Here is a 13,970-nt window from a genome sequence, read left to right on the forward strand (position 1 = left end):
CATGGAAGCGGGTGCCCACAGGCCCCGGAACCACTATCGATACTGCTTGAGGAGAAACCGGTATGAAGATCATGCGCCTGGGCGAAAGCGGCAGCGAGCAGCCTGCCGTCCTGGTCACCTCGGACGGCGCCGACCGGTACTTCAGCCTGCTGCCCCTGACCGCTGACGTGGACGGCGCATTCCTTGCTGCCGGCGGGCTGGACCAGGTCCGGAGGGCACTGGAGGCGGGGGAGTTGCCGGTCCTGGAGGGGGCCGCTGCGTTCCGGGTTGGTTCCCCCGTGGCCCGGCCCGGCTCCGTGGTGGGCATCGGGATGAACTACGCCGCCCACGCCGCGGAATCGGGGGCGGAGCCGCCCAGCATTCCCGTGGTCTTCCTCAAGCCCAGCAACACGGTCACCGGCCCCTTCGACCCCGCCCCGCTTCCGCCCCGCTCCACGCAATATGACTGGGAGGTGGAACTGGGCATTGTCATCGGCAGGGAAGCCAGCTACCTCGGTTCCGTCGAGGAAGCAGCCGCCTGCATTGCCGGGTACGTCACGGCCAATGACCTCTCCGAGCGTGAGTACCAGCTGCCGGGCGCTGCGGGCCAATGGACCAAGGGCAAATCGCTGCCCGGGTCAACACCCCTGGGCCCGTGGCTGGTTCCGGCCGAAGAGATCGACGGCGGCAACCTCCGGCTGCGCAGCTGGGTGAACGGTGAGCCGCGGCAGGATTCCACGTCCGAGGAACTCATCTTTGATGCGGCCACGCTGGTCCACCACTGCAGCCAGTACATGCGGCTGGAACCGGGCGACGTGATCCTCACCGGAACCCCGCAGGGCGTGGCCCTGAGCGGCCGTTTCCCCTACCTCCAGCCGGGCGACGTGGTGGAGGTAGAGGTGGAGGGCCTGGGCCGCCAGCGCCAGGAGCTGTTCCGGGCGGGGCGGCCGCTACGGCCTAGACCAACGGCTTAGCCCGCCTTTACGGCCAGGACCGGGCAGTCCGCTTCAAGCAGGATGCGCTGGGACGTGCTGCCCATGATCAGCTTGCCCACCGGGGTACGGCGGCGCAGGCCAATCACAATCAGGTCGGCCTTGTGCTCCTCGGCGGCATCCAGCACTTCAGCCGCCGCGTCATGGCCGCGGACGGGCCGCTTGATCAGGTACTGGATGCCTTGGCCGGCCAGCCGCTGCTCGATGTCCTGGATGTCGCCGTCCTGGGCGAAACGGGTGTCCACAACGGCCTCGCCCTTGGAGGAGTTGATCAGCACCAGGGTGGTGTTGCTCTTCCGGGCTTCGGTGATGGCCTGGGTGAGGGCAGCTTCGCCCTCAGGTGTCGGGACGTATCCCACAACGACTGTCATGGTGTCTCCTTAGTTTCTGCTCGATGCGGGTAGGTGGGCTTTTACGCGGCGCCTGCTCAGTCGCTGTAGTCCGCGGCACCCGAATTGGCGGGAACCAGCGGCCTGCGCTCCGGACGGTTGCGGCGGAACAGCTTGTAGGCAAACGGCCAGAGCAGGATGAGGCCAATGATGACATAGATGCCGACGGCGATCGGCTCACCCAGGAGCCCTGCCGGGTCGCCTGCGCTCAGCTGCAGGGTCTTGCGGAGCTGCCCTTCGATCCGCGGGCCCAAAATCACGCCAAGGATCAGCGGCAGCACGGGAAGCCCGAAGCGCCGCATCATGAACCCGAGTGCGCCCAGGACCAGCAGGATCACCAGGTCGAACGCCTGCAGGTTCACCGAGTAGGCGCCCAGCGTGGCGAAGAACAGGATGCCGGCGTACAGGTACGGGCGGGGGAGCTGCAGCAGCTTGGCCCACATCGGTGCCAGCGGCAGGTTGATGATCAGCAGCAGGAAGTTGCCGATGAAGAGGCTGGCGATCAGCGCCCACACCAAGGGACCCTGGCTGGTGAAGAGCTGCGGTCCCGGCTGGATGCCGTAGGACGTAAAGGCGGCGAGCATCACGGCGGCCGTGGCGTTCGTGGGCAGGCCCAGGGCCAGCATCGGGGTCAGGGTGCCTGCGGCGGCAGCGTTGTTGGCTGCTTCCGGGCCCGCAACACCCTCAATGGCACCCTTGCCGAACTCTTCAGGGTGCTTGCTGAGGCGTTTCTCCGTGACATAGGACAGGAATGTGGGGATCTCGGCACCACCGGCCGGCAGGGCCCCGAAGGGGAAGCCGAATGCGGTACCGCGCAGCCACGGCTTCCATGAGCGCTTCCAGTCGGACTTGCCCATCCAGGGCTGCCCCACGGGGATCGCATGCAGCGGGGTGCGGCGGAGGTGCGCGGCGACCCAGAGGGCCTCGCCCACGGCGAAGATGGCTACTGCCACCACCACGATGTCCAGGCCGTCCGCCAGGAGCGGCTGGCCGAACGTCAGGCGGCGTTGGCCGGTGACGGAGTCCATTCCCACCAGCCCGATGGCCAGGCCGAGGCCCAGGGAGGCGAAACCGCGCAGCCGCGACGAGCCGAGCACGGCCGTGACGGCCAGCAGGGCCAAAACCATGATGGCGAAGTAACTGGGCGCGCCAAGGCTGACGGCGAACTTCACCACGATCGGTGCACAGACGGCCAGCAGCGCCGTGCCAATGGTGCCGGCGACGAACGAGCCGATGGCCGCCGTCGCAAGCGCCTGCGCCGCCCGGCCCGCCTTGGCCATCTTGTTGCCTTCGATGGCGGTGACTACGGACGACGATTCGCCGGGGGTGTTGAGGAGGATCGAGGTGGTGGAGCCGCCGTACATGCCGCCGTAGTAGATGCCGGCGAACATGATGAACGCGCTGGTGGGTTCCAGGGCGTACGTGACGGGGAGCAGCAGGGCGACGGTCATAGCCGGACCCAGTCCCGGGAGGACGCCGACGGCGGTGCCCAGGATGACGCCGATCACGGCATACATAAAATTCATGGGGGTCAGGGCGGTGGCAAAGCCGTCCATGAGGGAGGACCAGACGTCCATTTAGAGGATTCCTTCCAGGAGGCCGGCCGGCAGTGCGATGCCCAGGCCGAGGTAGAAGCCGTAGAAGGTCAGCAGGGACAGCGCCACGGAGATCAGCCCGTCCCGGACGTAATGGCGGCTGCCGAGGGCCAGGACGCTGCCCCAGAACAGGACGGTGCCGGAAATGACCCAGCCGGCCCAGTCGATGAGCAGGATGTTCAGGATGAAGGCCCCAGCCAGGGGGAGGATGGTCTTCCAGTCGGCGGGGTGCGCCAGGTCGACGTCCTCGCCGCCCTCAGCTTCACCCTTGCCGCCGCGCAGGACGTTGATGGCCAGCAGTACGGCGCAGACCACCAGCATTCCGGCCACGATGAACGGAACGGTTTTGGGCCCTACCGGGTCAGACTTCGAATACGGGGTCACCAGGCCGTTGGCGTCCAGGAAGACCATGACGCCGGCCGCCCCGAGCAGGAGTGCGACTCCCAGCTCGGAGCGGCCTTTGAGACCTGTGGTCAGGGATGTCACGCCAACCCAAGCTTGGTGAGGACGTCCGCCACCCGCTTGTCCTGCTCGGTGAGGAAGGTCTTGAACTTGTCGCCGGTGATGAAGGCGTCGGTCCAGCTGTGGGTCTTCAGCGCTTCCTTCCAGCCCTCAGTGCTGTGCATCTTTTCCAGGGCTGCGATCAGGGCCGCCTTGTCCTTGTCGCTGATCCCCGGAGGGGCCACGACGCCGCGCCAGTTGGTGAACACCAGGTCGATGTTGGATTCCTTGAGGGTGGGTGCGTCCACGCCGTCGAGGCGCTTTTCGCCGCTGGTGGCCAGGACGCGGACCTCGCCGGACTCGATCTGCTTCAGGTACTCGCCGGCACCGGAGGCGGCGAAGCCGAGCTTGTTGCCGAGGATCGCGGGCAGGAGGTCGCCGCCGCCGTCGTAGGAGACGAAGTTGACCTTGGTGGCGTCGATCCCCACGGCACCCGCCAGCTGCATGGGCAGCAGGTGGTCCGGGCCGCCGGGGGAGGAGCCGCCGCCCACGGAGATGGAGCCGGGATCGGCCTTCCAGGCCTTCACCAGGTCATCGATGGTCTTGTACGGGGAGTCCTTGCTGACCATGATGGCACCGGGCTCTTCGATGAGGCGGGCCAGCGGAGTGGTGTCGGTCAGCTTGGACTCGGACTTGTTGGTGTAGCTGGCACCCACAACGCCCAGGCCCATGAGCATGGCAAGGTCGCCGTTGCCTTTTTCGTTGACGATCCGGGCAAGGCCCACGGTGCCGCCGGCACCGGCCAGGTTGAAGACCTCGGTGTTGGTGGAAATCTTCTCGTCGTCGAGGACCTTCGCAGCGGCGCGGGCGGTGGTGTCGTAGCCGCCGCCCGGCGTGTTGGGAACCATGATCTGGAGGCCGGTGATGGGTCCGGCGGCGGCGCCGGAGCTTTCCGAACCGGTGGAGCTCTTGCTGGTGGCACCGCAGCCGGTGGCCATCAGGGCGATGCCGGCAGCAACGGCGGCAATTCGCAATGCGCGGATCTGGCGCATGTGTTCCTCTTCTCTCAAAACAAATCTGACCAGCATCGGCTGACTTGTGGTTCCGATGCCTTGTGGTTCCGATGCTAGGGGTGCCCGTGACGCTGATCACTCTTGTGTACGCAGAGAAAGTTGTGTTCATTGCGTTCACGTTTCCGAAACCCCACAGCGGCCCTGCTGCGGGCTTTGGGATATAGTTCCCGGTACTACCGCGGCTCCGCGCCCCATACTTTTGCGCGCACCGGAGGCCAGCCAAATACTGCCGGACAACCCGGTCCAACCAGCAACATCAGGAAGACCATTGTGACTCGACGACGAGGAATGTCCCTCGCGGGGCAGTACCTTCTGCTGCAGTTGCTCATTGTCCTCGCGGTCCTGGTGGGCGTGGTGGCCATCTCCCTGGCCCAGTCAGCGGCGGCGTTCGAGCGGATTGAAGGCCGGCGCGCCCTGTCGGCCGCGGAGGCCCTGGGCGGCAACCCCGTGGTGCGTGAGCTCCTCCCCGAGACGGAACCGCGCGGCGGGGCAGTGTTGCCAGCGGTGGCGGAGTCCGTCCGGATCGTCTCGGGCTCGTCCCGGGTGGCGCTGGCGAAACTGGACCGGACCGTGGTGGCGTCCTCGGACCCCAGCCTGCTGGGCCTGCCGCTGGAGCTCGGCGCAAGCAGGGTGATGGAAGGCCGCGCCTGGACGGGGGTAGTGGGCGGAACCCCTGCCCCGCTCCTGTCGGCGCATGTTCCGGTCCTGGACGACACCGGGCGCATGATCGGGATCGCTTCCATCAGCCGCAACTATCCCACTGTGCTTGAGCGGCTGGGCGACGCCGTGCCCAACCTGCTGACCTACCTGGGGGTGGCGAGCGTACTGGGCATCGCCGGCTCCCTCCTGCTGTCCCGCCGGGTCAAGCGGCAAACCCTTGGCATGGAGCCCAGCGAAATCACCAGCCTGGTGGAAAACCGTGAGGCCATGCTGCACGGGCTCAAGGAGGGCGTCGTGGCGCTGGACCTGCACGAGCGGATCACGGTGGCCAACCACAGTGCGCGTGCCCTGCTGGGACTGCCGCGTGACTGTGTGGGCAAACGGGTGGCGGCCCTCGCCGTCGAACCCGCCCTCAAGGAGGTCCTCACCCGCGAGCAGCCCGGGCCGGACCAGTTGGTGCTCGTGGGGGACCGGCTGGTGGTGATGAACCGCGTGCCCTTCCAGTCCCGCGGCAAGGTGATCGGCTCGGTGACCACCCTTCGCGACCGCACGGAGCTCTCGGAACTGGAGCACGAGCTGGGGACCACCCGCACCGCCACGGACACCCTCCGGGCCCAGGCGCACGAGTTCGCCAACCAGCTCCATGTCATTTCCGGCCTGATCCAGATCGGCGAGTACGATTCCGTTGTCCAGTTCGTCAACGGCGCCACCGTGGACCGGACCCGGCTCAATGACGAAGTGACAGCCCGCATCAAGGACCCCGCGCTCGCCGCCCTGCTGATCGCCAAGTCGAGCCTCGCCACCGAACGCGGCGCGGCCCTGCAACTGGACCCGGATTCCGTGCTGGACAGGGTCGATGACGGGCTGTCCCGGGACCTCGCCACAGTGGTGGGGAACCTGGTGGACAACGCGTTCGACGCCGTCACCGGGCTTCCCCGGGCAGCCGTCAAGGTGTTGGTGGAGGGCGGCGGCGGGGGAGACGTTGTGGTGACGGTGCGGGACAACGGCCCCGGTGTCCCCGGCGGTGCCACCGACCGGATTTTCCGCCAGGGCTTCACCACCAAGGACCCGGGGCCTGCCGGCAGCCGCGGCTTCGGGCTGGCACTGTCGCGGGCAGTGTGCCGCCGGAGCGGGGGGAACCTGACCGTGGCCAACGATAATGGGGCTGTCTTTACCGCCGTGCTGAAACGAGGGAGTGTCCAGCCATGATCAAGGTCCTGATCGTCGACGACGATTTCATGGTGGCCAAGGTGCATGCCGGCTTCATCCAGCGCACGCCCGGATTCACTGTGGTGGGTGCTGCCCATACCGGAGCGCAGGCCGTCGCGGAAACGGAACGGCTCCAGCCGGACCTGGTCCTGCTGGACATCCACCTGCCGGACATCAATGGCCTGGACCTGATGGGGCGCCTGCGTGCGGTGGCCCCCGAGCTGGACGTGCTGGTGATCAGCGCCGCCCGTGAGGTGGAGACCGTGCGGAAGGCACTGCGCGGCGGCATTGTCCATTACCTGATCAAGCCCTTTTCCCAGACGGACCTCCAGGAGCGACTGGAGCATTACCGCAACGCCTACCAAAGCCTTGATGCGTCCAAGGACGTCGCAGAACAGTCGGACGTCAACCGGGTGTTCGGCCTGGACCGGGCCGAGCGTCCGCTGCCCAAGGGCTGCAGCATCGAAACGCTGAAGCTGGTGGAGGCCGCGCTCAACGCTGCTCCCGGTGACGTGTCAGCCGCCGAGGTGGCGCAGGAACTGGGCACCTCCAGGGTCAGTGCCCGCCGCTACCTGGAATACCTGCATGACGAAGGAACCCTGGACGTGCGGCTCAAGTACGGTGTGGGACGTCCGGAGCGGCGGTACGTGCTGAAGGCCTGACCAGGCCTGGCTGGCAACAGCTCCCCGCTGGGACCAGGCCGTCAGCGCAGCAGCGTTTCCACCAGCCGGGCAGCAGTCCTGGCTGTCCGGCTGTCGATGTCGAACGCCGGATTCAGCTCCGCCACATCCAGGTGCAGCAGCTTCCCGCTCCTGGCCACCTGCCGGCACACCGCGGAAATGACGGGAAGCGGCACGCCGTAGGCGGCCGGCGCGCTGACCCCGGGCGCCACCGCGGCGGGCAGCACATCCAGGTCGATGGTCAGGTACAGGACGTCGATGTCCGCCAGGAAAGCAGCCACGAAGTCCCGGACCCGGTCCGCTTCGCAGTCCTCGTCCAGCAGATACCGGACGCCCAGCTTCCCGGCGGTATCAAACAGGACCTGCGTGTTGTTCGGCTCCGAGATGCCGACGACGGCGTAACGGAATTCGCGTCCGGCGTCCGCTTCGGCACGGGCCATCTGCAGGAACGGGGTTCCCGAACTGGGCACCGGCTCGTCGCGGAGGTCGAAGTGTGCATCGAGGTTCAGGACGCCAAGGCGCAGCCCGCTTTGAATGGCGGACGATCCGCTGACGCCCAGGTAGCTGGCATAGGCGGTTTCGTGCCCGCCGCCCAGCACCACAGTCTGGTGACCGGCGTCGAGCAGGGCTGCCAGCACCCGGCCAAGCCGTTCCTGGCCGGCCTCCAGGTCATCCCCGGAGACCACCACGTCACCAGCATCAGCCACCGGGCGGTCCAGGTGGAAAGCCAGTGGACCCAGGGCCTTCCGCAGGGCTGCGGGTGCGGCGGACGCTCCGGTCCGGCCCTTGTTCCGGCGCACCCCCTCGTCGCTGGCAAATCCCAGCAGGGCAGCCGGCTTGCGGCCCGCCACGCCAGGAGCATTCGCTCCGGCCGCCGCGCCGGCGGTGGTGTTCTCGAAAGCGTTCACAGCCTGCCACCAGCGGCGATGGCCGGGGCCGTCGCCGTCGAACCTTCCTTTCCAGGGCTGGGGCGGGACGTCGACGGCGGGCAGCTGGAGGGACATGCCTCAAGCTCACCGCAAGCCGGGCACGAAAACCAGCATCGGCGCCGCGGTCCTGTCCGGAATCCAAGAACCGGACGGCAGGGTGGGAACGGCACCGATGCCTGGTGCAGGGGATATGGTGAGAGCAGTCCGCCCGGTCGAAGCGTGGCGTACCCGCGCCGGACCCACGCACCCCTTGAAGGCTGGAGAGCCGCTCCATGTTTGAAGCCCCAGATATTCTCTTTGCCGCGGCCGGCCTGGCCGTCTTCGTCGCCGCGGTGCTGCCCAAGCTGCTGCGCGACATGCCCCTGTCCATGCCCATGGTCTTCCTGGGGGCAGGGATGGGCGCCTTCGCGCTGATTCCCTCGCTGCCCAACCCGAATCCGGTGGAGCACAGCAACTTTGTCATGCACCTGGCGGAAATCTGCGTGATCATCTCGCTGATGGGCGCCGGGCTGGCTTTGGACCGGCCGGTGGGACGCAAACGCTGGTCCACCACGTGGCGGCTCCTGGGCATCGCCATGCCGCTGTGCATCCTGGGACTGACCCTGCTGGGCATGTGGTTCCTGGGCCTGGGGCTGGGCGCAGCCCTGCTGGTGGCCTCCAGCCTTGCCCCCACGGATCCCGTCCTGGCCTCCGAGGTCCAGGTGGGCGAACCTGCGGACCAGGACGAGCACGCGGACAAGGAGGACGAGGTCCGGTTCGGCCTTACCTCGGAAGCCGGGCTCAATGACGGGCTGGCTTTCCCGTTCGTGTACCTGGCCATTGCCATCAGCGTCGCCGGGGCAAACCCGTCCGCATGGTTCGGCGAGTGGTTCGGGTTGGACGTGCTGTGGCGGCTGGCCGTCGGGCTTCTGGTGGGCTTCCTCACCGGCAAGGTGCTCGCCAGGCTGTTTTTCTCCGCCCGTGCCGACAGCCTCAGGCTGTCCAACCATTCCGAGGGCTTCGTGGCCCTGGCGGCGACATTCCTGGCGTACGGGCTGACTGACATGGTGGAGGGCTACGGGTTCATTGCGGTGTTTGTCTGCGCCGTGACCATCCGTGCCGCTGAGCGAACCCACGGCTACCACCGGGTGCTGCACTCCTATGTGGAGCAGTTGGAACGGCTCCTGACGGTGGTGATCCTGGTCCTGCTCGGCGGTGCCATTGCCCGCGGGCTGCTCGCCGGCGTGGGGCCGGCGGAAGTCCTGGTGGCCCTGGCCTTCCTGCTGGTGGTCCGCCCGCTGGCGGGCTGGCTGGGGCTGCTGGGCGGCAAGACAGGACCCCGGGAACGGGTGGCACTGTCCTTCTTTGGCATCCGCGGAATCGGGTCGCTGTACTACCTGGCCTTTGCGCTGGGCGAAGGCCACTTCACGGACCAGGCCCACTGGCTCTGGTCCTTCATCGGGCTGGTGGTGGCACTGTCCATCGTGATCCACGGTGCCACCACCTCGCCCCTGATGAACCGGCTGGACCGGTTGCGCCAGAAAAAGGCGCTGGCGGTATCCGGCGACGAGGGGCTCGCCCCGAACACTCCGGTGTGACCAAACTCCGGTGTAAACAAAAGGGCTGGTGCGGCATCTGCCGCACCAGCCCTGTGTCTGTACCGGGGTGTGTCCAGGGGAGTTACATCCCCAGGGCAGCCTCGATGGGGCCGATGGCGAAGAACAGCGCGAACGCCGCGGCCACGGCCCACATCAGCGGGTGGATGTCCTTGACCCTGCCCTGGACCGTGCGGATCAGGACGTACGCGATGAAGCCGGCACCCAGGCCGTTGGCGATGGAGTAGGTGAAGGGCATCAGGGTGAAGGTGAGGAACGCGGGGATGGCGATGCCCCAGTCCTGCCAGTCGATCTTGCCCACCTGCGAGACCATCATGAAGCCCACCACCACCAGTGCCGGGGCCACGGCTTCGAACGGCACGAGGTTGATCAGCGGGGTGAAGAACATGGCCACCAGGAACAGGAAGCCGGTAACGAGGGAGGCGACGCCGGTGCGGGCGCCTTCGCCGATGCCGGCGCCGGCTTCGACGTAGATCTGGTTGGAGGAGACGGACGCGCCGCCGCCGATGATGGCGCCGAGTGCGTCCACCTGGAGCACGCGGTCGACGTCGGGAATGTTGCCGTCTTCATCCACCGTGCCGGCCTCGTTGGCAAGGCCCACCATGGTGCCCATGGCGTCGAAGAAGATGCTGAGGAGGATGACGAAGGCCAGCAGCGTGGCGGCAACGAAGCCGAGGTGCTCGAAGGCGCCGAAGGGGTTGGCCTTGCCGATCAGGGAGAGGTCCGGGGCGGCCCAGCCGGAGAACGCGGGGGCCACCAGGGACCAGCCCTGCGGGTTGAAGTTCTTGCCGTCGAAGCTGGGGCCGATGTGCAGCGTCATTTCGAGGATGACGGACAGCACGGTAGAGGTGATGATGCCGATCAGGATGGCACCCTTGACCTTTCGCACCACCAGGGCGATGGTCAGGATCAGGCCGAAGACGAAAACGGCAGTGGGCCAGCCCAGCAGCTTGCCTTCGAAACCAAGGCCGACGGGCACTGTGGTGCCTGCAACGTCGGGGATGCGGCGCACGAACCCGGCGTTGACCAGGCCAATCAGGGCGATGAACAGGCCGATGCCCACCACGATGGCCGTCTTGAGCCCGTCCGGCACGGCCTTGAAGACGGCGGTGCGGAAGCCGGTGAGGACCAGGATCAGCATGGTGACGCCGGAGAGGACCACCAGGCCCATCATGTCCGGCCAGGTCAGGCCCGGGTTGGTGGCCACGGTGACGGCCACGAAGGCGTTGACGCCCAGGCCGGTGGCCAGGGCGAAGGGGTGCCGTCCCCATGCCCCCATGAGGATGGTGAGGATGCCTGCCACCAGCGCTGTCACGGCGGCCACCGCGGTGAAGCCCAGCGTGGTGCCGCTGGAGTCCGGACCTGACAGGATCAGTGGGTTCAGCACCACGATGTAGCTCATGGCGAAGAACGTGGCGAACCCGCCGCGGATCTCGCGGGAGAGGTTGGAGCCGCGCTCCGTAACCCTGAAATACCGGTCCAGGGCAGAGCCTTGCTTAAGCATTAGTCCTCCGGGGAAGTGTGTGGGGATACCTGCATCCTAAGGGAGCGGCAGGGAGTGGGCGGCCAAATTCGCCTAGTCTGTAAGGAACCCAACACAAGGAGCAGCCCAAATATGCGCCAAGTCCGCCGCCAGTTGCTGAGCCTTGTGCTCGGTTCCGTTATTTTTGCAGCCGCTGCGCTGGGCCTGGCGGGCCCGGCCGCCGCCCATGACGCTGCGGAATCCACCAGCCCGGCCCAGGGGGCTGCGCTCGCTTCCCCGCCGGCAGAGGTCTCCGTGACGTTCAGCAACAAGCCGCTGGGCATCGGCTCGTCCTTCTCGGTCAAGGATGCCGGCGGTACCGAATGGGCTGACGGGTCTGTCCAGATCGTTGACAACGTGGCCACCCAGAAGCTCCGGTCCGGTGGCCCGGCGGGGGCGTACACAGTGGCGTGGCGCGTGGTCAGCTCCGATTCGCATCCCATCGAGGGCACCTTCACTTTCACGGTGGCCGCAGCCGCCGCCGGTGCTGTCCCGTCCGGAACATCCACAGCGGGAAGTCCGACGACGGCCGGTGCCGTCCCGGGGATGGGGACCGCACAGCCGGGGGTGACGGAAGAGCCGTCAGAGCCTGCCAAAGCGGGTGAGCCCTTCCAGTGGAGCATCGTGATCTTTGCTGTGGTCGCCGTGGGGCTGCTGGTGGCCCTGGGCGTCCTGGCCCGGCGCCGGCTCACGGGTGACGGGGACGCCGGAGACAACGACGCGGAGTAGCCCCACCCGCCCCGGCCGGAGGAATCCGGCCTGGCCGCGGGCAGCTGGTGGGCGTCAGCAGGTCAGCACCGCAAAGCTTGCCGTTGCCGGGAAGGCGCCGCCGGATGGACTGGTGTTGTCCGGATTGACTTTGGCGGAGATCGCCTGGCCCACGGTCTTGGCCTGGCGCAGTACTTCCTTGGGTGACGGCGTAATCAGTTCGCCCACTCCCACCAGGTAGATGCCGATGGCACGCATTGCCGCTGCCACGTTCCGGCCGACGGCGATGCCGAAGTCGTTGAGCATGCGGCGCAGCTGGCTGTGGGCGCACCGGGTCAGGACAATATGGTCGGCTACCAGGATGCCGGTGGGGGTGTGCACCTGCCACTGCGGGGCGGCGTTTTGATCGGGCCCTTCGAGCATGGTCAGCTGCACCGCCCGCGTGGTGTTCCGGACGTCGACGCTGTGGCTTGCCGCGTAATTGCGGAGGTGGCGCAGGATCTCATTGCGCTCCCGGAGGGTGGCGCTGTCCGCTGCATCGCAGCGCTGCAGTGACGTCGTGTTTGCGGGTTGGTTGGCGCCAAGGATGTCCAGCCCGTCCACCACGATGGAGTCCACCCCATGGCGGCGCAGTTCAGCGGCCACGGCCAACCCGGACAGGCCCGTGCCAATGATGACGGTGGTGGTCTGTTCGGTCCCGGCGTCTCCAGGCATGGTTGACACTACAGTTTCCCTCCTTCGAAGTTTCGGCAGGCGCCGGCATCCTCGCCGGCCCGCGTTCCGTTACCCCCAAGTACGGCCGCAGTGCGTGGCCGGGACCGTCCAGACAGGAAGCAGCAGCCGGGGTCCCGGACCAACAATGTCCTGAAGACTACAGAACAAATGCGGCCGTGGATAGCCCAGTGAAGAAAACAATTCGTTCCTGTGAAGGCGCTTTCCCGAAACCGGTTGAAAGCCTGTGGATAACCTCGTCGATGCGCCCCTGAGCAGGCTTGCTAAGCCGTGGGGGACGGAGAATAGTGGGGATCGGGAGCGGTCCTTTTCCTGCCGGTGCCGCTGGTGGCCCGGGTGCGCAGGGAGCGGCCCGTTTTCTGGCAGAATAGCCGCAACATCAGGCGTATCGCGAGGAGGCGGCCCCCATGGGCTCACGAGAGTTGCATCCGGACCCGGCCCGGGACGGTGGCGGTGCGTCTGCCACTCCCCAAGGCATCGTGGTGGGCGTGGACGGTTCGGACCACGGGCAGTGCGCCCTGGTGTGGGCCGCGCGGGAAGCCCAGCGCCGCCGTCGTCCCCTTCATATCGTCACCGCCTATTCCGTACCGATCTTCGCCGCTTCGGGCCTGGACGGAGGCTACGCCACGGTGGACGATTCCGTGATCCGCGAAGGTGCCGAGGCCATTGCCAGGCAGGCCATGGAGAAGGTTGCCGCGTACGACATCGACGTCAGTTCCGCCGTGGAGAACGGCGACGCAGCAGGAGTGCTCCTGGACATCTCCGAAACCGCCGAACTCCTGGTGGTGGGCACCCGCGGCCGCGGCGGCTTCGTGGGGCGGCTCCTGGGATCCGTCAGCAGTGCCCTGCCCGCCCACGCAAAGTGCCCCACGGTCACGGTCCCGTTGTTCTGCTCTGACCGGCTTGGCGAGTCCACGGAGGACCGCCGCGTCAAGGCGGAGCAGGCAAAATCCGGGCACCGGCCGGTGGAAAACGTGGTGGTGGTTGGCGTGGACGGCTCCGAGCAGGCCCGCGTTGCCGTCCTTGAGGCAGCCGACCAGGCCCAACGCCTTGGCGCCTCCCTCCGGGTGGTCTGTGCCGTGCCCCAGTACAGCGGTTCCCTTGCCTGGGTCCCCGCCCCCATGGACCGGAAGGCCCTGTTCGATGACATCCGGGTCACCCTGGAGGCCGGCATGGCATGGCTCCGCAGCCATTACCCAAGGCTGCAGGCCGACTACGAGCTCAAGGACGGCTCGCCGGTGGACGTGCTCGTTGAGGAAAGCCGGCACGTGGAACTGGTGGTAGTGGGCACCCGCGGCCGCGGGGGCTTCACCGGGATGCTCCTGGGCTCAACGTCAGACGGCGTGCTCCACCACGCCAAGGGCCCCGTCATGGTGGTCCCGGACCGGGAGGACCAGCGCCTGGCCGACCGTGGACGGTTCGGCCCGATTTTGGGTGACGCCGCCTAACCCGCACTGTTCGGCAGC

General features: G+C 67.3%; 13 protein-coding genes. 6 read left to right on the forward strand and 7 right to left on the reverse strand.

The genetic code is table 11. The features are described 5' to 3' along the window. Positions 1-62: 62 nt before the first annotated feature. On the forward strand, positions 63-953 hold the full coding sequence (locus ACTAQI_RS19065) for a fumarylacetoacetate hydrolase family protein (protein WP_457947974.1): 891 nt from the start codon (positions 63-65) through the stop codon (positions 951-953). Here the strand turns inward: ACTAQI_RS19065 and ACTAQI_RS19070 are convergent. Genes ACTAQI_RS19070 through ACTAQI_RS19085 form a run of 4 tightly spaced genes read right to left on the reverse strand, consistent with a single transcriptional unit; the run spans position 950 to position 4,448 of the window. Continuing rightward, the gene (locus ACTAQI_RS19070; RefSeq protein WP_457947975.1) at positions 950-1,342 is read right to left on the reverse strand and encodes a universal stress protein; all 393 of its coding nucleotides are present in this window, start codon (positions 1,340-1,342) and stop codon (positions 950-952) included. The two genes, ACTAQI_RS19065 and ACTAQI_RS19070, sit on opposite strands and share 4 nt — an antisense overlap. Positions 1,343-1,398: 56 nt before the next feature. After that, a complete protein-coding gene (locus ACTAQI_RS19075) occupies positions 1,399-2,937 on the reverse strand; it encodes a tripartite tricarboxylate transporter permease (protein ID WP_457947977.1) in 1,539 nt (512 codons plus the stop codon). After that, positions 2,938-3,441 carry a tripartite tricarboxylate transporter TctB family protein gene (locus tag ACTAQI_RS19080; RefSeq protein ID WP_457947979.1) on the reverse strand — a complete coding sequence of 168 codons (504 nt, stop codon included), beginning with the start codon at positions 3,439-3,441 and terminating at the stop codon, positions 2,938-2,940. After that, entirely contained in the window at positions 3,438-4,448 is a 1,011-nt protein-coding gene (locus ACTAQI_RS19085; protein ID WP_457947981.1) for a Bug family tripartite tricarboxylate transporter substrate binding protein, read from the reverse strand. Before ACTAQI_RS19085 ends, ACTAQI_RS19080 begins: the two co-directional genes overlap by 4 nt. Positions 4,449-4,757: 309 nt before the next feature. On the opposite strand from ACTAQI_RS19085, the gene ACTAQI_RS19090 reads away from it, so the two are divergent. Further along, positions 4,758-6,338, forward strand: a complete 1,581-nt coding sequence (locus ACTAQI_RS19090; protein ID WP_457951110.1) for a sensor histidine kinase — start codon at positions 4,758-4,760, stop codon at positions 6,336-6,338. Continuing rightward, positions 6,335-7,000, forward strand: a complete 666-nt coding sequence (locus ACTAQI_RS19095) for a response regulator (RefSeq protein ID WP_457947983.1) — start codon at positions 6,335-6,337, stop codon at positions 6,998-7,000. The genes ACTAQI_RS19090 and ACTAQI_RS19095 overlap by 4 nt, the downstream gene beginning before the upstream one ends. A gap of 41 nt (positions 7,001-7,041) precedes the next feature. Here the strand turns inward: ACTAQI_RS19095 and hutG are convergent, their stop codons facing one another. Then, the gene (gene hutG, locus ACTAQI_RS19100; RefSeq protein ID WP_457947985.1) at positions 7,042-8,022 is read right to left on the reverse strand and encodes a formimidoylglutamase; all 981 of its coding nucleotides are present in this window, start codon (positions 8,020-8,022) and stop codon (positions 7,042-7,044) included. Between the two features lie 197 nt (positions 8,023-8,219). On the opposite strand from hutG, the gene ACTAQI_RS19105 reads away from it, so the two are divergent. Continuing rightward, positions 8,220-9,524 carry a cation:proton antiporter gene (locus tag ACTAQI_RS19105; RefSeq protein ID WP_457947986.1) on the forward strand — a complete coding sequence of 435 codons (1,305 nt, stop codon included), beginning with the start codon at positions 8,220-8,222 and terminating at the stop codon, positions 9,522-9,524. Between the two features lie 82 nt (positions 9,525-9,606). Here the strand turns inward: ACTAQI_RS19105 and ACTAQI_RS19110 are convergent, their stop codons facing one another. Then, positions 9,607-11,046, reverse strand: coding sequence for an NCS2 family permease (locus ACTAQI_RS19110; protein WP_457947987.1), 1,440 nt, complete (start codon positions 11,044-11,046; stop codon positions 9,607-9,609). Between the two features lie 111 nt (positions 11,047-11,157). Between ACTAQI_RS19110 and ACTAQI_RS19115 the strand changes: the two genes are divergently transcribed. Further along, positions 11,158-11,793 carry a copper resistance CopC family protein gene (locus tag ACTAQI_RS19115; RefSeq protein WP_457947988.1) on the forward strand — a complete coding sequence of 212 codons (636 nt, stop codon included), beginning with the start codon at positions 11,158-11,160 and terminating at the stop codon, positions 11,791-11,793. A gap of 54 nt (positions 11,794-11,847) precedes the next feature. On the opposite strand, the gene ACTAQI_RS19120 is transcribed toward ACTAQI_RS19115, so the two are convergent. After that, positions 11,848-12,486, reverse strand: a complete 639-nt coding sequence (locus tag ACTAQI_RS19120; protein ID WP_457951111.1) for an NAD(P)-binding protein — start codon at positions 12,484-12,486, stop codon at positions 11,848-11,850. 425 nt (positions 12,487-12,911) lie between these two features. Here ACTAQI_RS19120 and ACTAQI_RS19125 point away from each other — a divergent pair, with 425 nt between their 5' ends. Next, positions 12,912-13,952 carry a universal stress protein gene (locus tag ACTAQI_RS19125; RefSeq protein ID WP_457947989.1) on the forward strand — a complete coding sequence of 347 codons (1,041 nt, stop codon included), beginning with the start codon at positions 12,912-12,914 and terminating at the stop codon, positions 13,950-13,952. The last annotated feature ends 18 nt before the right edge of the window (positions 13,953-13,970 follow it).

The sequence above is a fragment of the Pseudarthrobacter sp. alpha12b genome (assembly GCF_054130495.1).

Excerpts from the sequence above, each read along its gene's own strand:
- ACTAQI_RS19065 (WP_457947974.1), top strand. The coding sequence starts at position 63 with ATGAAGATCATGCGCCTGGGCGAAAGCGGCAGCGAGCAGCCTGCCGTC.
- ACTAQI_RS19070 (WP_457947975.1), bottom strand. The coding sequence starts at position 1,342 with ATGACAGTCGTTGTGGGATACGTCCCGACACCTGAGGGCGAAGCTGCC.
- ACTAQI_RS19075 (WP_457947977.1), bottom strand. The coding sequence starts at position 2,937 with ATGGACGTCTGGTCCTCCCTCATGGACGGCTTTGCCACCGCCCTGACC.
- ACTAQI_RS19085 (WP_457947981.1), bottom strand. The coding sequence starts at position 4,448 with ATGCGCCAGATCCGCGCATTGCGAATTGCCGCCGTTGCTGCCGGCATC.
- ACTAQI_RS19090 (WP_457951110.1), top strand. The coding sequence starts at position 4,758 with ATGTCCCTCGCGGGGCAGTACCTTCTGCTGCAGTTGCTCATTGTCCTC.
- ACTAQI_RS19095 (WP_457947983.1), top strand. The coding sequence starts at position 6,335 with ATGATCAAGGTCCTGATCGTCGACGACGATTTCATGGTGGCCAAGGTG.
- hutG (WP_457947985.1), bottom strand. The coding sequence starts at position 8,022 with ATGTCCCTCCAGCTGCCCGCCGTCGACGTCCCGCCCCAGCCCTGGAAA.
- ACTAQI_RS19105 (WP_457947986.1), top strand. The coding sequence starts at position 8,220 with ATGTTTGAAGCCCCAGATATTCTCTTTGCCGCGGCCGGCCTGGCCGTC.
- ACTAQI_RS19110 (WP_457947987.1), bottom strand. The coding sequence starts at position 11,046 with ATGCTTAAGCAAGGCTCTGCCCTGGACCGGTATTTCAGGGTTACGGAG.
- ACTAQI_RS19115 (WP_457947988.1), top strand. The coding sequence starts at position 11,158 with ATGCGCCAAGTCCGCCGCCAGTTGCTGAGCCTTGTGCTCGGTTCCGTT.
- ACTAQI_RS19120 (WP_457951111.1), bottom strand. The coding sequence starts at position 12,486 with ATGCCTGGAGACGCCGGGACCGAACAGACCACCACCGTCATCATTGGC.
- ACTAQI_RS19125 (WP_457947989.1), top strand. The coding sequence starts at position 12,912 with ATGGGCTCACGAGAGTTGCATCCGGACCCGGCCCGGGACGGTGGCGGT.